General features: G+C 37.9%; 14 protein-coding genes and 4 pseudogenes. 9 read left to right on the top strand and 9 right to left on the bottom strand.

Translation table 11 applies throughout. The annotated features are described in order from the left end of the window. Positions 1-53 precede the first annotated feature (53 nt). Positions 54-1,217: an endonuclease/exonuclease/phosphatase family protein gene (locus tag CWB65_RS15680; RefSeq protein WP_138740957.1), complete on the top strand. Its 1,164-nt coding sequence runs from the start codon at positions 54-56 to the stop codon at positions 1,215-1,217. A 119-nt stretch (positions 1,218-1,336) separates the two neighbouring features. After that, a complete protein-coding gene (locus CWB65_RS15675) occupies positions 1,337-3,838 on the top strand; it encodes a S9 family peptidase (protein ID WP_138740956.1) in 2,502 nt (833 codons plus the stop codon). A gap of 44 nt (positions 3,839-3,882) precedes the next feature. Here CWB65_RS15675 and rrtA read toward each other — a convergent pair whose 3' ends face one another. Then, positions 3,883-4,506: a rhombosortase gene (gene rrtA / locus CWB65_RS15670; protein WP_138740955.1), complete on the bottom strand. Its 624-nt coding sequence runs from the start codon at positions 4,504-4,506 to the stop codon at positions 3,883-3,885. A 64-nt stretch (positions 4,507-4,570) separates the two neighbouring features. Between rrtA and ggt the strand changes: the two genes are divergently transcribed. The 3 genes from ggt (at position 4,571) to CWB65_RS15655 (ending at position 9,085) form a co-directional block, all read left to right on the top strand. After that, positions 4,571-6,349, top strand: a complete 1,779-nt coding sequence (ggt, locus tag CWB65_RS15665) for a gamma-glutamyltransferase (protein ID WP_138740954.1) — start codon at positions 4,571-4,573, stop codon at positions 6,347-6,349. 137 nt (positions 6,350-6,486) lie between these two features. After that, on the top strand, positions 6,487-8,181 hold the full coding sequence (locus CWB65_RS15660; RefSeq protein ID WP_138740953.1) for an NAD-dependent malic enzyme: 1,695 nt from the start codon (positions 6,487-6,489) through the stop codon (positions 8,179-8,181). Positions 8,182-8,359: 178 nt separating this feature from the next. Next, the gene (locus tag CWB65_RS15655) at positions 8,360-9,085 is read left to right on the top strand and encodes an SIMPL domain-containing protein (RefSeq protein ID WP_138741003.1); all 726 of its coding nucleotides are present in this window, start codon (positions 8,360-8,362) and stop codon (positions 9,083-9,085) included. Here the strand turns inward: CWB65_RS15655 and CWB65_RS15650 are convergent. Next, positions 9,073-10,440 (bottom strand): DUF2254 domain-containing protein, encoded by a 1,368-nt coding sequence (locus tag CWB65_RS15650; RefSeq protein ID WP_138740952.1) that lies wholly within the window; start codon positions 10,438-10,440, stop codon positions 9,073-9,075. The genes CWB65_RS15655 and CWB65_RS15650 overlap by 13 nt on opposite strands. 152 nt (positions 10,441-10,592) lie before the next feature. Between CWB65_RS15650 and CWB65_RS15645 the strand changes: the two genes are divergently transcribed. The 4 genes from CWB65_RS15645 to CWB65_RS15630 all read left to right on the top strand — a co-directional run bounded on the left by CWB65_RS15645 (position 10,593) and on the right by CWB65_RS15630 (position 13,343). Then, on the top strand, positions 10,593-10,967 hold the full coding sequence (locus CWB65_RS15645; RefSeq protein WP_006792956.1) for an MAPEG family protein: 375 nt from the start codon (positions 10,593-10,595) through the stop codon (positions 10,965-10,967). Positions 10,968-10,981: 14 nt separating this feature from the next. Further along, complete coding sequence (locus tag CWB65_RS15640; protein WP_138740951.1) at positions 10,982-11,617, top strand: sulfotransferase; 636 nt, start codon at positions 10,982-10,984, stop codon at positions 11,615-11,617. 106 nt (positions 11,618-11,723) lie between these two features. Continuing rightward, complete coding sequence (locus tag CWB65_RS15635) at positions 11,724-12,296, top strand: MiaE family protein (protein WP_008133023.1); 573 nt, start codon at positions 11,724-11,726, stop codon at positions 12,294-12,296. Positions 12,297-12,566: 270 nt separating this feature from the next. Beyond that, a complete protein-coding gene (locus tag CWB65_RS15630; protein WP_138740950.1) occupies positions 12,567-13,343 on the top strand; it encodes a DNA/RNA non-specific endonuclease in 777 nt (258 codons plus the stop codon). 281 nt (positions 13,344-13,624) lie between these two features. Here CWB65_RS15630 and CWB65_RS15625 read toward each other — a convergent pair whose 3' ends face one another. The 7 genes and pseudogenes from CWB65_RS15625 to CWB65_RS15595 all read right to left on the bottom strand — a co-directional run. Continuing rightward, the gene (locus tag CWB65_RS15625) at positions 13,625-14,584 is read right to left on the bottom strand and encodes a sugar-binding transcriptional regulator (protein WP_138740949.1); all 960 of its coding nucleotides are present in this window, start codon (positions 14,582-14,584) and stop codon (positions 13,625-13,627) included. A 176-nt stretch (positions 14,585-14,760) separates the two neighbouring features. Continuing rightward, positions 14,761-15,698 (bottom strand): annotated as a pseudogene (locus tag CWB65_RS15620) (ABC transporter ATP-binding protein). 10 nt (positions 15,699-15,708) lie between these two features. Next, positions 15,709-16,538 (bottom strand): annotated as a pseudogene (locus CWB65_RS15615) (carbohydrate ABC transporter permease). A 1-nt stretch (position 16,539) separates the two neighbouring features. Continuing rightward, positions 16,540-17,411, bottom strand: a pseudogene (locus CWB65_RS15610) (carbohydrate ABC transporter permease). A gap of 138 nt (positions 17,412-17,549) precedes the next feature. Continuing rightward, entirely contained in the window at positions 17,550-18,857 is a 1,308-nt protein-coding gene (locus tag CWB65_RS15605) for an ABC transporter substrate-binding protein (RefSeq protein WP_138740948.1), read from the bottom strand. 107 nt (positions 18,858-18,964) lie between these two features. Beyond that, positions 18,965-19,693: pseudogene (locus tag CWB65_RS15600) on the bottom strand (hypothetical protein); the annotation flags it as partial. Positions 19,694-19,728: 35 nt separating this feature from the next. Then, on the bottom strand, positions 19,729-20,304 hold a 576-nt coding region (locus CWB65_RS15595; protein WP_138740947.1), incomplete at its 5' end, for an IS3 family transposase.

The raw sequence follows: 20,304 nt of genomic DNA, 5'->3' as shown, positions 1-20,304 counted from the left end.
CAGGTTACATTATTAAATAATCAAAATTACTTTTTTATAAGTAGGATAATTAAATGAAATTTGATCTAACGTTTGGTGCGTTGCTAACAGCTGCTTCATTGAGTCTCAATGCGTTCGCAACCGATACAATTCGTGTTGCAACGTTTAATGTAAGTATGGATGCCACAAATTACACCGCTAAAGGCGAGCCTATTAAAAGTGATGCCTTAGTCAAAGCGCTTACCTCAAACACACAACAGATAAAAAATATTGCAGAAATTATTCAGCGCGTTCGCCCTGATATTATTTTACTGAACGAATTTGATTTTGTACCTAAAGAGCAAGGTATTGATTACTTTAAAACGCATTACTTAGCCGTAAGCCAAAACAAGCAAAAAGCCATAGATTATCCTTATTCTTATATAGCCCCCGTCAATACTGGACTTGCGACAGAGTTTGACCTAGATAACGATGGAAAAAAAAGTAAAGTGATGGGTGATGCCCAAGGCTTTGGCTTTTTTGAAGGGCATTATGGTATGGCCATATTATCGAAATACCCAATCGATTTTGACAAAATCAGAACGCTTCAAACCTTTAAATACAAAGATATGCCTAATGCAAAAATGCCGTTGATGCCAAAAACAGGCGAGAATTGGTATAACGCTCAAGAGTGGCAAGCGCTTAGGTTAAGTTCTAAATCGTTTTGGGATGTCCCCGTTGTAATTGATAATAAAGCAGTGCATATATTGGCGTCTCACCCTACGCCTCCAGTATTTGACGGCGAAGAAGATAGAAATGGTAAACGTAACCATGACGAAATTAGATTAATTGCCGACTATGTAGCCAATGTAGACTACCTATATGATGATAATGGCACAAAAGGAGGGCTAGAGGCTCAGTCGCGTTTTGTTATTTTAGGGGATTTAAACGCAGCACCAGAAGGTGATAAAGCGCGTTTAGAAACAACAGATCAATTGCTAAAAAATCCATTAATTAATGCACAGTTTGTACCTAAAAGTGCAGGCGCTAAACAGCAATATGAACTTGCCTATGCACAACACTTTACTGCCAATTGGCAAGCACGAGTAGACTATGTATTGCCATCAACTTACGGTTTAGATATTAAAGAAGGTGGGGTATTTTGGCCAGTTGAATCAAACGAACAATATCGCTTAATTAAAGATAGAAGTGCATCAAGCGATCATCGCCTAGTATGGCTAGATTTAGTGATTAAATAATTAAGGCTTAAGTAAACTGAGCTTTACCCTGTTAAATGGCTATTTATCTTAAAAAATTGCATTAACTTTAGTGCTTCTGCTTAAATACCCGTTAATTATAATAACGGTATAGAAGCACTATGATTTTTAATTTTTCTTCATCTAAAACGTTAGTAGCATTAGCTGTTGCCTCAAGCGCAATGCTTGCGGGCTGTAGTGCAACTGCAAACACAGCCTCAACAAATAATGCTTTGGAAAAAAACAAAGTTGAATCGGTGGTTAGTACACCTGCCGATGTTGGTTCAGAAAAAATAACTTTAAAACAAGCAATGGCCGATCCTGATTGGATAGGCAACCAACCACAAAATGCCTTTTGGGCTGCTGATTCGGCAACAATTATTTATGCTCAAAAGCAACAAGGTAGCACATTACGTGACTTATTTAGCCAGTCTGTAACGTCACAAACTGCAGAACAAATAGCATTAAATAAACTACATACACTGGGTGCTAGAAATGCGGTTTATTCAAACGACAAGGCTCTGCAAGCCTACGTCTTTAAAGGCAATGTGTTTGTAAAAAATATTAAAACTAACACACTGCGCCAAATAACCCATAGCACAGCTAACGAATCTAATCCGCAGTTTTTAAACGATGGTACTTTGGCTTATCGCCAAGGGAATATGTTTTTTAAAGTTGATTTAGTTACGGGGTTAACACAAGAAATTGCTAACTTAAAACTTGCTGATAAACCAAAAGGAATTAGCGAGCCAAGTTCGTACATTGCAAAAGAGCAGCATAAGCTTATTGAATACATTGCTCTTGAACACAAAAATAAAAAAGACCAACACGCACGTAACGCGCAAATAAACGAACTAAATACCTCTGTAGCTAATACAAGTTACTATTTAGGAAAAGGTAATAAAGTTGATAACGTAGAACTTTCACCCAATGGAGATGCGTTACTAGTTGTCGTAAAAAAACAATCAAGTTGGCGAAGTGACACCGATATAATGCCACATTATGTGACTGACGACGCCACCATAGCACCTAAAAAAGTTCGCCGTCGTATAGCTGATGCAAAAGAAGAAACATCGCAAGTTATATACATTAATTTAAATGATAAAACACAAAACACACTAGCGTTTGATTCGCTGCCAGGTTTTGATGAAGATGTATTAGCAAGTGTAAAACAAGAAAATTATGCGCGATTAGGTAAAACCTACGAATCGAAGAACTCACCACGCGCTATTAATTTGATCACAAATTGGGGATTAGGACAAAGCCCAATAGTTTGGAATAACGATGGTTCGCAAGTTGCTATTATGCTTGAAGCGTGGGACAACAAAGATCGCTGGATTGCGACCGTAGATTTTGAAAACAATAAACTGGTGTCGCAGCATCGTTTACATGACGACGCATGGATCGCTTATGCATTTAATAATTTTGGCTGGTTGAATAACGCAAACACGCTTTATTACCTTTCAGAAGAGTCTGGGTACAGCCAGCTTTATAAAAAACCATTAAACGGTAACGCCGTTGCGTTAACTCAGGGTGAGTTTGAGGTATCAAACCCAACAGTTACAAGCGATGATTCTGCTATTTATTACAAAGCTAATGTTGAACACCCTGGTCTATACGAAATTTTCCGTGTAGATCCACAAACATCTAAAAGTGAAAAAATTACTGATCTAAATGGCATGACCGACTACACGTTGAGTCCAGATGAAGAAAAATTACTGCTTGTTCATTCAAAAATTACCATGCCTAACGAGCTATATATTGCGGATGCTAAAGCAAATACAACGGCAACACGTTTAACTAATACAGTATCAAGCGCTTTTTTAGCTAAAAAATTAACTGCACCGAAAATAGTTGCAGTGCCGTCTAGCCATACTGATGCGCCAATATATGCCAAGGTATACTACCCAGCTGATTACGTAGAAGGCGAAGGTGGTAAAACACGTAAAGCGGTTATTTTTAATCACGGTGCAGGTTACTTACAAAACTCACATATGGGTTGGTCTGTGTACTTTAGAGAGTTTATGTTTCATTCATTATTGGCTGATGAAGGTTACGTGGTAATGGATATGGACTACCGTGCATCTAAAGGGTATGGCCGCGACTGGCGTACAGCTATTTATCGTCAAATGGGCACACCAGAAACGCAAGATTTAGCTGATGGTGTTAAATGGATGGCTGAAAATGCTAACGTCGACACGCAAGCAGTAGGCACCTACGGTGGTTCTTATGGTGGCTTTATGACCTTTATGGCATTATTTACTGCACCAGAGTTGTTTCAATCAGGTGCAGCACTTCGCCCGGTAACTGATTGGGCACACTACAATACTGCTTATACTGGCAATATTTTAAACCACCCAGATGTAGATCCCATTGCACACGAGCGTAGCTCACCTATTTACTTTGCAGAAGGTTTAAATAAGCCATTATTGATAAATGCACCAATGGTAGACGATAACGTATTTTTTCAAGACTCCGTGCGCTTAGTTCAGCGTTTAATTGAGCTTGAAAAAGAAAACTTTGAAACGGCTATCTTCCCAGTTGAACCACATGGTTTTGTGCAACCGTCAAGTTGGTTAGATGAATACCGCCGTATTTATAAACTATTTAAAGACACCCTTTAAATAAACAATGTAAAACGCCACTTTGGTTAAAGTGGCGTTTTTATTTAACCTTTGGCCCTATTTTTATAATATTTAATAACAAGCTCGATGCCTAACAATGATCCACCAATAGCGCCAATTAAATGAGCATCTATTGCAACGGTCGAATTAATAAGCTCGCCAATATCAGCACTTGGACCACTCAATTGCTCATATGCTATTTTTACCCACACACCGATGAATAATAAATAGCCCGATTTAAGCCCTTGTGTAATATCTTTTACTGCGCCCCAAATAATAACACCGTGTAACAGCGCGCTTAAACCTGTATAGATATGTATGTCTGGGCAATAAAAATACACGCCTAAACCACACCAAAGCGCTAAAGTGATCGTATTTAGAAAGTACCGGGTAGGGGTAGTATACTCACCATGTAATAACCAAATTAAAAAAATCCCGCTTATATTTAACCCCAAATGGGCCCAATTTGCGTGTACAAATTGGCTAGTAAAAATACGCCAAAGCTCACCTTTGTTAACTAATGTTCGGTTAAATTCTAGTAAATTATTTAAATCCAATGCAGCAAAAATAGTGCTAAAAAGTATCAATAATAAAGGTGGTAAAATATAACGAGGCTGTATAGGTAAATTAAGCATTTTATTGTATTTTTTTAGTATTAATTTTTGCATATTGTGCCCGTTTAACTTTAAGATGCCAATTACCTATTGTAATTAAGTGTTTTTAGTATTTTTTATGCATTTTAAACTTAACTCATTATTTGCTATCGGCTTAGGTGTACTCTCTTTGCCGGTGCTATCAAAAGAACCCACAAAAGTAGAAGTTCGCGAACCAGAAGCTACCACATCAATTAGTTCTAAGCAGATTGTTGTAGGTGACAAATACATGGTTGCCGCGGCAAATCCGTATGCATCTCAAGCGGGACAGCAAATATTAGCAAAAGGCGGCAGTGCAGTTGATGCAGCAATAGCCACTCAACTTGTTTTAACACTTGTTGAGCCTCAGTCATCGGGTATTGGTGGCGGTACATTTATGATGTATTACAACAAAGCAAATAATAAGTTAACCAGCTTTGATGGAAGAGAAACGGCCCCTAAAAATGCGAATGAAAATTTATTTTTAAATAAGCATGGCAAAGCGGTCAAATGGATTGAAGCCGTTGTAGGCGGTCGTTCTGTAGGTGTACCTGGTGTTCTACATGCCTTCGCAAATGCGCATAAGCACTATGGTTTATTACCTTGGGAACAGCTATTTAAACCGGCTATTGAACTTGCTGAACAAGGGTTTGTTGTATCGCCTCGATTACATGGTTTGTTAGCTCGCCAGCTAAATCCAGGTGTTATGAGTATGCCAGTGATAAATGAATACTTTTACCCAAATGGTAAACTCATTGAGGCCGGTACCGTTAAAAAAAATCAGCCGCTTGCTGATTTATACAAAGCCATTGCTAATGAAGGCATTGATGCATTTTATAAAGGTGAAAATGCAAAAAAAATGGTAAGTGCGGTACAAAATTCAAAAATTGCACCCGGTAAATTAACTCAGCTAGACCTTGCACAATACAAAAGCAAAGAACGCGATGCAGTTTGTATAAAATACCGTGTTTATAACGTATGTTCTATGGCACCACCAAGTAGTGGCGGTGTGGCTGTTTTACAAATACTAGGGTTACTAGAGCATACAAATATTTCTGCCTTAAAGCCTAACAGCGAACAAGCAATTCACTACTTCAGCCAAGCGTCGCGTATTGCCTTTGCCGATAGAAATGTATACATGGGTGACCCAGATTTTACTGAGGTACCAACTCAAGCGCTATTAAACAAAAGCTACATTAAATCACGCGCAACACTCATAACCGAAAAAGATCAGCATGCAGTTGCCGGCGACCCCGTTAACTACTTAAGTTATGCACAAGATGATTCGTATGAACTCCCTTCAACATCGCATGTCTCTATTGTTGATAGCTTTGGTAATGCAGTATCAATGACCAGCTCAATAGAAATGGCATTTGGCTCTACAGTTATGGTTAATGGTTATATTTTAAATAATCAGTTAACCGATTTCTCACTTTCTCCTAGTAAAAACGGTAAGTTAGTTGCTAATCGTGTAGAGCCAGGAAAACGCCCGCGCAGTTCTATGTCACCGGTTATGGTTTTTAATGAAGATGGTAGCTTACGTTTAGTTGTAGGATCTCCTGGTGGTAGCCGCATTATTGACTACGTCGCTCAAGTAGTTGTTGGCGTTTTAGACTGGAATTTATCGGTGCAAGAAGCTATTAACCTGCCGCGTACTACTAATCGTAATGATTACACCAGCCTTGAAAAAGGCACCGTTATTGAATCACTTGCACCAGCACTCACTTCACGTGGTCATAAAGTGCGTGTGTTAGACCTAAATTCAGGTTTACATGGTGTTGAAGTGAAAAATAATAAGCTGTATGGCGCAGCCGATCCGCGCCGTGAAGGTGTTGCGTTGTCTGATTTAACTAACAATAACGCCACTTTCAAATTTTAAATTATGTATAATACAAACACGACCTATGTGCGTGTTTGTATTCTCAATGGTCTGACAAGTACTATGTTCATTGCATTTAAATTCTGAGCATTGATAATGACAGATCATAACTTAAGACTCCATTAAAGCCTGGAAATATGACAACAAATACTGATCCTAATTACTTATATATTCATCACTCTGGCCCTGGCCTTATTGAAACGCCATTACTAAACAAGGGTAGTGCGTTTAGTAAAAAAGAGCGCGAAAATTTTAACCTTGCAGGTTTACTTCCTCCACGCTTTGAAACCATCGAAGAGCAAGTTGAACGTTGTTATCAGCAATACTCGAGTTTTACCGACAATTTAAATAAGCACATTTATTTACGTGCCATTCAAGATAACAACGAAACGCTTTACTACCGCTTAGTGCGCGATCATCTTGAAGAAATGATGCCAATTATTTACACCCCTACAGTGGGTGATGCCTGTGAAAAGTTTTCGGATATTTACCGCAGCGCACGTGGCTTGTTTATTTCGTACGAAGACCGTTATCAAATTGACGACATTTTACGTAATGCCACAAAGGGTAAAGTAAAAGTCATTGTTGTGACCGATGGTGAACGTATATTAGGGCTAGGCGACCAAGGTATTGGTGGCATGGGTATTCCTATTGGTAAATTGTCATTGTACACCGCGTGTGGTGGCATAAGCCCAGCATATACATTGCCAGTTATGCTTGACGTAGGGACCAACAACGAAAAGCTTTTAAATGATCCTATGTATATGGGCGCACGCCATAAACGTATAGCTCAAGACGAGTACGATGAGTTTTTAGATCTATTTATTAAAGCGGTCAAACGCCGTTGGCCAAATGTATTGCTTCAATTTGAAGACTTTGCACAACCTAATGCCATGCCGCTTCTTAAGCGCTATCGTGAAGAAATTTGTAGCTTTAACGATGACATTCAAGGCACTGCATCAGTAACAGTTGGCTCTTTATTAGCTGCGTGTCGTGTTAAAGGCTCAACTCTTAGCCAACAAAAAGTTGTATTTGTTGGTGCAGGCTCTGCGGGTTGTGGTATTGCTGAGCAAATTATTAGCCAAATGGTATTTGAAGGTATCTCTGAAGAGCAAGCGCGTAGCCAAGTATTTATGGTTGATCGTTTTGGTCTGTTAACTAATGGCATGGAAGGTCTACGCGACTTCCAACAAGCTTTAGCACAACCAACAGACACGCTAAATGATTGGACTTACAGTGGTGAATACGCGTCATTGTTAGATGTAATGCATTGTGCAAAACCAGACATACTTATTGGTGTATCGGGTCAGCCGGGTTTGTTTACAGAGCAAGTTATTCGTGCAATGCATTCAACGTGTGAACAACCTATAATTTTCCCGTTAAGTAACCCGTCTAAACAGGTAGAAGCACACCCAGAAGACGTTATCAAGTGGACTGATGGTAAAGCATTAGTTGCAACAGGTAGCCCGTTTGATCCCGTTGAATATAATGGTGAAACTTTCCCAATTCCACAGTGTAACAACAGTTATATTTTCCCTGGTATTGGTTTAGGCGTTATTGCAGCTAAGGCTACACGCATTACAGATGCCATGCTTAGCGTGTCGAGTGAAATGCTTGCTGAGTCTTCACCGCGAGCAAACAGCGGTAAAGGCAGTTTATTACCAGCATTAACAGAAATTGAACCGCTTAGTAAACGCATTGCATTTGCTATTGCTAAAAAAGCGATTGAAGAGGGTGTTGCATTGGAAATTTCTGACGATGCTCTGTGGGCAGCCATTGATAAAAATTATTGGTTACCAAAATACCGTAACTACAAACGTTGCAGCGTTTAAGTGGTATAAGTAATTTTATGTAACCCTGCGTTACAACACCTAACAAAAAACAGGCGCTAGCCTGTTTTTTTATGCTTGTTCATTTATTGTTAACCCATTAGGCTCTTTAATAGAGCTAATGCAAATCCGCGATCATACTTAATTAAGCAAATTAGTATAAAACAAAAAGGATTCTATGATGAACACACTAAAACTTTTTCTCGGCAGCACCATAGCATTAAGCACACTTAGTTTTAATGCCGTTGCCAGCCCAACACCCGATGCACCACACATATATGTGAAAGGGCAAGCGACACTTACCACCATGCCTGATTATGTACAAATGAGTGTGGGTATCACTGAGGTAAATAAAGACCTAATAGCTGCAAAAAACAAAGCCGATATCACTATGGCAAAAGCCATCAAATTAGTAAAAACGTTAGGCGTTAAAGACACTGACATTAACGCAGGGCAAATTAATATACACCGCGATACTCAATACAATCGCCAAACTGGACAGCAAGAATTTATCGGTTTCAAAATTACCCGAACACTAACGGTCAAACTTACTGATATAAGTAAATATCCTACGTTATTACAAAGTTTGGTTAATAACGGCATAAACCAAATTAACAATACCCAATTTTTAGCTAGCAACTATAACGAGCTTCATAAAAAAGCTCAAAAAATGGCAATACAAGATGCTAAAAAAGCGGCTAAAGAATTAAGCGACGACTTTGATGTGTCGTTAAAAGGACTATATAACGCATCGTTGAGTCCACTTAATGTTCAAACTCAGCCCTATATGCGTGCAAAAGAAATGGTAATGGCGGATAGTGCACCCGGTAATTATGTCCCGGATGCGTATCACAGTGGAGAAATTAAGGTAACAGCATCAAGTTACGCTATTTATTATATTGAGTAGGAATTATTTTGGTGGTGCTCAAAACGTGCCACCAATTGACTACCTTGTTGCTCATTGATGCGTGTTATAGAATTTAGCATATTACAAATTTCGCGCCTGTCGTACTCGTTAGTCACATTCATGTTTATGTCATCAACAATAGCGAATAAATAATTAAATAAGCTTTCGCGTGCTTTTTCATTATCGTGCGCCACAAATAAAATATTTTTAAATGCTTCTAATATATTTGTCATTACGTAGGCGTCACCTTTTGCATAATGACGAAGCGGCGAAAAGTTATCATGCAGTAACTCATCAAAACTGGTTTCATGTAAATATAAAAGCGGTTTTTTTTCACTGTGCTTAAACGAATAATTTATATCGTTAAGAGATAGGCGCTCAATCAGTAAAATACTCAGCATATCAATTGATTTAACAGCGGTACCTGGATCGTTAATGCCAGGGCTCATAGCTTTTACTGCTATTTCAGATATTTGTGTTAAACCATAGCGGTAGTGGTCGCTAATGTACTCTTCTATATAAAAAATAAAGCAATCTAATATTTTTTCTAAGAGCTCTTCATCGTGGGTTATATCGACATTACATTTTAAAAATGGATAACCTTTTACTGTAAAATATCCTTGGTTAACAGAAATATATAAGTTTATATCGTGCTCTTTTAAAATTGCACACAGTTTATCAGTTTGCACACCCTTATAGTAACCCTCTGTTTTACTGCTTATGGAGTGCCATGTTGAAAAATCAGGAAACTCACTAACAGGGGCCTCTTTTTGTCTTTTAATGATCGCTTTAATTTCTTTTTTAGTCTGGCTAAACAAACCATTGAGGACATTATCGACTTGGATAGCGCGTGAAATAGAATGAATAAAAAATACAAATAACCCTAATGAAATCAAACCAAAAATTAAAGCAAATAAAACACCTATAGACGGAATTGCAGTACTGCCGCCTTCTAACTTATTAATATTTATAAGCATGATGATAGAGTAAATGATACTGCCTAAGTAAAAGCCGAGCACCATTTGATGAGACTTTCTAGTAATTAAGCCGGGCACAACGCGAGGCGATAGACTCGCACTAGCAGAGTTTAAAACCACCATAACCATAGAAAAACTAAATACAGTCAATGAGATAATACTACCTGCAAGCGTACTTAAAATTGTTCGCGCATTTTCTGCGCTATCAACCAAAACAACTGAGATAAAAGACTTCAACTGCTCAACAGGCGCTAAATATTCAACCGACATTGTAATGATGGCAAAAAACAAAAAACCAACAGAAAGCACAGAAGGGTAAAAGCCAATGCTGTTTATCATTTCACGATAACTATCGGCCACTTTGCGAGGAACAAACATATAATCCCTATGATTGCGTATAAAATATGGCTATTACCTTATCATAGTTGAACTTTAAACTTGTGATAAAGCCGTTAATTTATATGTTATTATCTGCACAGCTTAACACTGCGCATACTTAATGCGTTTAAAAAAACTAATAGGAACACACTGTGATTATTTCAACATATGCTGCATTACTCGCTTTTTTTTATATTTATTTAAGCTTTAATGTCATAAAAGTTCGCAGAGCAGAGCAAATATCATTAGGTGATAACGGTAATTCAGTTTTACAACGTGCAATTAGAGCACATGCAAACTTTATGGAATATGTACCTTTTGCCGTTATTTTATTATTTTTAGCTGAATACCAAGGTCTAGCCAGTCATTATTGTCACCTTTTAGGCGCATCTTTGTTAATTGGTCGATTTTTTCACAACCTAGGTATAGTAGAAAAAAACTTAAAGTATCGTCAAATAGGGACTGTAGCTACTTTTCTGGTTATGATAATAAGTGCGTTTGTTTTATTACTCACTCGTAATAGCTAATTAAAGTACAGTACATGACTAAAATATTTGTAATAGGCCTACCAAGAACAGGCACAACTAGTGTGTGCCACGCACTACTAGAATTAGGATTACCAACCGCACACACAGCATACACAACAGCCAGCTTTGACAATGCAAAAGCGATTGCCGACACCCCCATATTTACTGACTATAAAATGCTTGATAAGCATTACCCAGGGTCTAAGTTTATATATTTGGAAAGAGAAATTGATGTTTGGTTGCCATCCATTAGGCAATTACTCACACGTATGCATACTAATTTAACACGTACAGATGGCGGTTTTAATATTCATATAAAACGGTGTTACTTTGATGTTTTTTCTAATTTATCTCTCGAAAACATTAGTGATGATAGTTACTTAGCTGACTGTTACAAGCGTCACCTAAATGCTGCACAGTATTATTTTGAAAAAAGACAAGCTGACTTTTTATCGATTGATATTGCAAAGGCGGGGAGTTATCAAAAAGTATGTGGTTTTTTGAACATACAAAGTGATAAAACTGATTTTGATAAAATGAATATGGGCGGAAAAGTCACCGCATGGAACGATATTAAGCACCCGTTAAAAATAGAGTCGACAGCAAAAGGGCGCATAGATAAACATTTACCTTACACCTCTCAACTGTAATTATCTAAATTAAGCCTTAAGAGCATTGCTTTACTAAAACCTATTGCGAGATTTTTATTTTCAAATACGTTAAAATTCCCGCATTATTTTTTAAGTAGTATTTATTATGTTTGAATTAAAATACCAAACGCCATTTGAATGGACCGAGGCTGTACTTGCCGACTTTAACACCTTTTTGCAAGATCATGCGGCTGCTGAAAAAAAAGCATCAGGTATGGCTATTTCAATGCTTTCGCATTACCCAGACAAGCGTAAACTTGTAAAAGCAATGACCGATTTAGCCCTTGAAGAGCTTATTCATTTTAAACAAGTACTCAAGCTATTAACTGAACGCGACACAACACTGGGTGATGACCAAAAAGATCCGTACATAAAGCAAATTCGTGCTTTATTTAGGCACGGACGTGATGGCTTTTTAATGGATAGGTTATTAGTTGGCGGTGTAATTGAAGCTCGTGGACACGAACGTTTTTCATTAGTTGCGCAAGCATTACCTGAAGGTAAAGAAAAAGAGTTTTATGTAGCCATTGCTAAATCAGAAGAAAAGCACAAAAACTTATTTGTAGAGCTAGCCTACGAATACTTTGACAAAGAAGAAGTAGACGTGCGTTTAGAAGAGTTATTAGTTGCTGAGGCTGAAATTTGTAAAAGTATTCCATTTACAGCGGCACTTCATTAATCTTTTTATTAAATTATAAAACGCAGGCAAATGCCTGCGTTTTTTTATGCCAAGGATTTATTTGAAATGCATAAATAACTATTGGTAGGGTGCTTATTACCTTTTTATTAACCGATTAATTAGAACGAATAAATTAACAATTAAACACAATACTTAAGTGCTAAATATACATGTATACAATTAACTTGTTGAATATATTTATAAAATTAAATATATCTGTAACATAAACTTGTTAGGTTTTTATCCTCATTTATACAGGATAAAACAACAATGAAATCATTTATAAATATATCACTAACCTTAACAAGCTTATTATTAGCTTCAACTGCCAATGCTGCCAATTGCTTAGAAGGTTGTCCAACAGGATTAAACAACGGTAAAACAATTGAACGTAATATTTATACTTTAAAAAATAACCGTTACACAAAATTTGCAGACTGGGTAGCATACCAAGTAACGCCCAATACAATGAGCGGACCATCAAGATCAAGGAGTTGGAAATCAGACCCTGATTTATATTCCCATTATACGCTTGAACCCAGTGACTATACCGATGCATATGCAACAATTAATACTGACCGGGGGCATCAGGTTCCATTGGCATCTTTTAGTAATACAGCTGATTGGCGTTTAACAAATTTGCTTTCTAATATTACACCACAATCTTCAGCATTAAACCAAGGGCCATGGGTTAGGCTTGAAACAGCGGTAAGAAATCATGTTGATGATGGAAATAACTTATACGTAGTTACTGGTCCAATGTACGAATATTACTTTGCAGATTTACCACGAGCAAATGAAAACCATACTATACCAAGTGGTTATTTTAAAATTGTCATGAAGCAATCTGGTAACACCATTAAAGCATCAGCATTTATTATGCAGCAAAGTGCTGGCCGCAGAGATAATTTTTGTAATACCCAAGTAAGTATTGATGAAGTTGAAAGTAGAACTGGCATTAATGTTTTACCTAATTTAACGAGTAATCAGGCACAAACAATAGAATCATCCGTATTTAGTTTAGCAAGTGAGTTAGGCTGTAATTAAAATATCTACATGATTAGCGGTATAAGTTTATGCCGTTAATCATGATTTAAAATAAATAATAGTGAAATAGAGCGTCTTATACGTTAAATGGATAAGCACTTTACCTTGCTAAGTAATTAAAATACCGTATTTAACATAATATAAATTATAGGTGGTTAAATGTTATTTAATAAGAGCGCATGAATGCACTCTTATTATGTCCAATACTAGACGGTATCGGACATTGGGGCGTTTTGTTCGCTATAAAAATTTTGTAATACACAATGCAATTTTCAAATAACTCAATCAATGCTGAGTAAACGTTCTGCGGTATATTCGTTAGTGATCAAACCACTAATCATGTTTGATCTTACAGCGCCTAGTATAGCCAACACTTTTTCTTCACCTGCAGCTATTGCATAAATTTGTTTGTTGTCATTTGTTACTAATGGCGTACTCGCAACGCGTTGGTTTACAGTGCAATCTAGCAATTTACCATTTTTATCGTAAACCCAGCTGATCATTTCACCAACGGCGCCTAAGTCTTGAAGCTCTTTTAATTCATCAGCGTCAACAAAACCATCTATGTGTAATGGTGACTTTTCACCTAAACTACCAATGCCAACAAAAGTTACGTCTGCATTTTTAGCAAGCTTCAGGTTCGCAGTTATATTATGTTGTGCATGAAGTTGGTTTTTTTCTTCAATACTGCGCGGCAAAACTGGTAATGGCATCGGATAATGTTTTGCATTAGTGTGTTCAGCCATTCTAACTACAACATCGTAAGGCGAAGCCGAACCATCTAACGCCATGTTACCTAACATAGCCACTATTTTATGTTGTGGGCAATCAAGTATTGGTAGTTCATCAACAATAGCACGCAAAACTCTCCCTGTTCCCATTGCTAATACTTTTGGCGTTTCTGATTTCAAATGGCGCTGTATCTCAGCGGCACCAGCTTGTGCAAGTCCAACTGTAGATGATGGTTCAGAAGGATCGCTTGGCACCACTTCACATGATGCTAAACCAAATCGGCTTTTTAATTTTTCTGCTAAATCCATACATTTGGCAATGGGGTGATCGAGTCTTACTTTTATTAGGCCTTGGCTAACTGATAAAGCGACCATTCGCTGCGCTGACTGACGAGATACATTAAGCTTTTTCGCTATTTCGTCTTGAGTTTGGCCGGCGACATAATATAACCACCCCGCTCTTGCTGCATCATCAAGTTTTCTTATTTCTGTGTTCGATAATTTTGCCACTTAAACCTCTGTAATTAAGGAGTAACTTGTGTTTGATATTATTAATGGCTTCAAACTTATGCTTTAAGGCAAATATATCATTTATTTATATAATGCCGAAGCCAATAATGAGCTAATAACCAATACCTTAAAGTTAATTATGACTAAATAAGGTATTGGCTCTGTTGCTTTCAAACTTAGTTGCTAGCTTTAATCGTTACCCCATTTTTATCAAACTTGTGTACTTTATTTTCTTGCGCAGTTAAAAATACAGAGTCACCGTATTGGAGCGAGCAATCACCATCAGCTTTTACTGTCACTGTGCTGCCATTTGTAAGTGTTACATGTAAAAAACTCTCAGACCCTAAGTGCTCAATTACTCCTACTTTACCTGACCACGTGCCTGTATCTTGCGATATTATAAAGTGCTCTGGACGAACACCTAAGCTTGACACTCCATTAGTGTCACCATTTGGTACATCAATAAAGTTCATTTTTGGTGAACCAATAAAACCCGCAACAAATTTATTTACTGGGTGTTGATAAAGCTCCAATGGAGTACCTACTTGCTCGATAATACCGCCATTAAATACGGCAATTCTGTCGGCCATTGTCATTGCTTCAACTTGGTCGTGAGTTACATAAATCATTGTAGTGGCTCATCGAATAAAAACGCAGAGGGTTGTCTAACAATTGCGCGCCCTATTGCTACTCGTTGACGTTGACCACCTGATAGCTGTCCTGGTTTTCGATCTAGATAATCAGTTAAATTAAGAATTTTAGCGGCGTTAGCGATTTTAGTTTCTATTTCTGCAGCGCTTACTTTAGCGCGCTTAAGTGGAAAAGCAATGTTATTGCGAACGCTCATATGTGGGTACAACGCATAAGACTGGAACACCATTGCTAAGCCTCTTTTAGCAGGTGGTGTATGTGTTGCATCTTGCCCATCTATTTCAATATTTCCGCTTGTTGTGTCTTCAAGCCCCGCAATCATGCGTAGTAATGTTGATTTACCACAACCTGATGGCCCAACAAAAACAATAAATTCACCGTCTTTAATTTCTAAATCTAACGGTTTAATAACGTTTACGTCGTCAAAGTTTTTAGTGACTTGTTTTAGTGTGATGCTGCCCATGTGTGTTCTCCTACTTTACTGCGCCAAAGCTTAAGCCGCGCACTAATTGTTTTTGACTAAACCAACCAAGAATTAAAGTTGGCACAATGGCCATGGCAGATGCTGCCGATAATTTGGCGTAAAATAACCCTTCAGGGCTTGAATAACTGGCTATAAATGCAGTTAACGGTGCAGCATTTGCTGCGGTTAATATTAGAGTCCAAAATGCCTCGTTCCAGGCTAAAATTACATTTAACAATAATGTTGAAGCAATGCCAGGTAAGGCTATAGGCAGTAATACATGAAATATTTCTTCGCCAATTGTTGCACCATCCATGCGTGAAGCTTCTAATATTTCACCCGGTATTTCTCTGAAGTAGGTATAAAGCATCCAGATCATAATTGGTAAATTTATAAGGGTCATGACGATAACTAAACCTAGTTTTGTATCGAGTAAACCGAAGTCGCGAAATAATAAGTAAATAGGTATTAGCACCCCTACCGGCGGTAGCATTTTGGTCGAAAGCATCCACATTAGTAAATTTTTGTTTTTTTACTTTGCACAAAAGCCATGGACCATGCAGCCGGAACAGCGATTAATAAACCTAATAAACTTGACCCTAATGAAATAACAACCGAATTCCAAAAATGCGTAAAGTATGGTGAGCGTGATAATACATCTGAGTAATTTATTAGCGTCCACTCGAATGCAAACAAAGTGGGTGTAGCTGATATAGCCTCAGATTCTGTTTTAAAGCTTGTGATCAACGTCCATAAAATAGGGAAGAAAATCATTGAACTAACTGTCCATGCCGCTATGGTATAAATAAGTGTTGAACGTGTGTTATTTTTAATACTCATTTTACCCCTCCAAGTTCTTGCCAATTAAGCGCATTAAAAATATTGCTACTATATTTGCAATGATCACGGCAACTATGCCACCTGCCGAACCACCACCTACATCAAATTGCAGTAATGATTGGGTATAAATTAAATAAGTAATATTTGTTGATGAATAACCTGGCCCACCGCTTGTTGTAACCAATATTTCAGCAAATATAGAGAGTAAAAAGATGGTTTCAATTAATATCACCGCAGTCACAGCGCGAGATAAATGAGGTAAAACAATATAGAAAAACTTACTAAATGGGCCTGCGCCATCTAAATCAGCAGCTTCTAATTGTTCGCGGTCTAGTGATTGAATAGCTGTAAGCAAAATCAGTGCTGCAAATGGTAACCACTGCCAAGACACAATTATAATGATTGAAAATAACGGCATTTGAGCAAAAAAGTCTATTGGCTCAAAACCTAACCAAATTGCAAAGTGAGCAAACAAACCATTTACAGGGTTCATAAGCATGTTTTTCCACACTAAGGCTGAAACCGTTGGCATAACAAAAAATGGCGCAAGTACCATTATACGAACGTAATTACGTCCCCATATTGCTTGGTCTAATAAAATAGCCAAACCTATACCACCACAAATGGTAATGAGTAACACGCCAGTAACTAAATAAAGCGTGTTAAAAAAAGATTCAAAAAACGCTGGATCAGTTAAAAAAACTCATAGTTTAAAAAAACTACAAATTCTTTATCTCCAGGAACCAATAAATTGTAATCAATGAATGAAAAATACAATGTCATACACAGCGGAACAATCATCCAAGCGAGTAACAATGTTACGATAGGAAGAAGCATGAACCGAGCAAGCGTACGCGAGTTAGTTGTTGCCATAACGGTGACCTTAAAAAAGCCAATTCTATTTACTCACTATTAAGTGAAAATCAGAAACCCTTAATAATATGTAAAATCATAAATAGAACTGACATAAAATACAGGGCAAGTTGAGAGCTTGCCCACCTATAATTGATACTACTTAGGGTAACGCGCTTTGCGCATGGCTCTTTCAACTAAACGTTGAGATGAGCTTAACGCTTGTTTAACGGTCATTTGCCCAGTTAAAGCGGCTGAAAATTGTTGCCCTACTGCTGTTCCTATCCCTTGAAACTCCGGAATAGCAACAAACTGAATACCAACATAAGGAACAGGTTTTACGGTTGGGTTTTTAGGATCTGCGGTTTCGATTGAATCTAATGTTATTTGAGCAAAAGGCGCTGCTTCCATATACTGAGAGTTACTGTATAAAGATTTACGAGTACCCGGTGGCACTTTTGCCCAGCCTTTTTTATCGGCTACAAGTTGAGTATATTCTTTAGATGTTGCCCAGCTGATAAATTTCATTGCAGCATCTTGTTTTTTACTGCTTGAAGGAATGGCTAGTGTCCACGACCATAACCAATTACCACGTTTACCTAGCCCGTTGTCAGGTGCGAGTGCAAAACCAACTTTATCGGCTACTTCAGAATCTGTTTTGTTTGTAACAAATGCGCCAGCTACTGTTGCATCAATCCATATACCACACTTACCGGTTTGAAATAATGCTAGATTTTCGTTAAAGCCATTAGCTGACGAACCCGCAGGACCTGATTCATTCATAACATCAACATAGTACTGAAGAGTTTTTTTCCATTCAGGTGTATTAAACTGAGGCTTCCAGTTTTCGTCAAACCAACGTGCACCGAATGAGTTAGCCATTGATGTAATCAGTGCAATATTTTCTCCCCAACCGGCTTTACCACGCAAACACATACCATAAACGCCATCCTCTTTACTGGTCATCGCTTTTGCTGCTTTTCTAATAAAGTCCCAAGACGGTGCTTTAGGCATGGTTAACCCAGCTTTTGCCATTAAATCAGTACGGTACATAACCATTGAGCTTTCGCCATAGAAAGGAGCGGCGTATAGCTTATCGTTAACGGTAAGGCCGCTTCGAATAGCGGGTAGTAAATCATCTAAATCGTAATTTTTGCCAAGGTTATCTAACTCTGTTAACCAGTTCTGTTTACCCCAAATTGGTACTTCATAAGTACCGATTGTCATAACATCATACTGCCCACCTTTTGTTGCCACGTCTGTTGTTACACGTTGGCGTAAAATATTTTCTTCAAGTGTTACCCACTTCAAATCTATATTAGGGTTTTGACTGGTGAATTCATTGCTTAGTTCTTTCATGGTGATCATGTCACCATTATTAACAGTAGCAATTGTAATTGTTTCTTTTGCGTAAGCGTTGCTCATTGCCATGATGCCACAGGCAAGCATTAATAATTTATTTTTCATTTTAAATACCTTATCTCTAACATTAAAAGGTGCACTTGTACTTAATAAAAGTGAATTAAAATAGCTTTAATTACGTGAATATTAAGTACTAAGTTGCTGAATATAAGTTAAAATTTAACTGAAATCTCAGATGTGAAACCGTCAAAACCAGCGCCTATTTGGCCTGCAGAGCTAACGCCTTCTTCTTGATTTACATATTCCACTTTTAATAACGTTTTATCGTTAAACCAGTAGCCCGCAGCAACTTGAATACGCTCTACTGTATTGTCTGTTTGCTCAATTAAATCAGATGTATTTTCTGCTTCTGAATAACGAGCTGCTACATATAACTGTTTAGGGATAAGGTATTGTTGTGCTTCAAAAACAAAATATTCTACTGATGTATCACCTTTGATCACACTGTTTGAATCGTACGTTGTGCCATTAGCGTCGGCTACTCCATCTGTACCAAAGTATGTAATTCCTGCAACTGCATTGCCCGCAGCATCTGCAAATGTGTAATCATCTGATGATTTACCAACCATGAACACTAAACTTGTTTCGTCAGATGGTTGGTATGCTAGATTTAGTTGTATGATTGACTGCTCAAGTCCGGGCATTGCACCTACGTGCGTGTCACGTTCATTTGATGGTGAGGCAGAAAAATTATAGTTTTCACCATCGCCAAAACGATAGTTTGTTGTAGTTACTCCGTCTAAACTAGCTACACCATTTTCAAAGTTGAACTGGTCGCCTTGATTGGCCTTGAAAAGATTTAAACCCGCTTTGAAACCACCTTCAAATTCTAATGTGCCTTGTAAACGGTAATTGTAACCACGGTCTTCTTGGAATGCTTTGATCTTCACCCGATAAAGTGGACACCGTCCACGTTTTAATTAACTGCCGATTCAAACTCGGCAGGTGATTTATATCCTAAACTCGAATGCAATCGCTGTCTATTGTAAAAATAATTTAGGTAAACCTTTAATTTTGATAATAGTTTACCGCTGCTCTCAAATTTATTTCCTCGAATTAAATCTGCTTTAAGCGAATGAAAGAACGACTCGACTTCTGCGTTGTCAGTACAGCACCCAGGCCTATTCATACTGGCTTTGATGTTTTTGCTAGCCAAATACTTTTGTACAACGTGAGCACGGTATTCTGCGCCTCGGTCAGTGTGAAATAATACACTTTCTGTTGGCTGTCGTTTTTTTATCGCAAGCCTTAGCGCCTTTAACGTAAGCTCCGTTGTTTTGTTTTTACCAAACGCCCAGCCGATTACTCGCCGTGAATATAAGTCGATAACCACTGCAAGGTAATGCCAACGAGCACCGACTTTTAAATACGTAATATCGCCAGACCACTGTTGGTTGATTGCCGTGGCCTTTTCACTATCTTTGCGTTTATTTTCTATCTCTTTATAAAAGAACTTAACCTTCGCCGGTTTGCTGTAAGTCTTAAGCGCCCT

It is taken from the genome of Pseudoalteromonas sp. S554 (assembly GCF_005930865.1).
Lineage (GTDB): Bacteria > Pseudomonadota > Gammaproteobacteria > Enterobacterales > Alteromonadaceae > Pseudoalteromonas > Pseudoalteromonas marina.
Note: the sequence above shows the minus strand (reverse complement) of the source record. Positions and strands in the feature narration are given on the sequence as shown.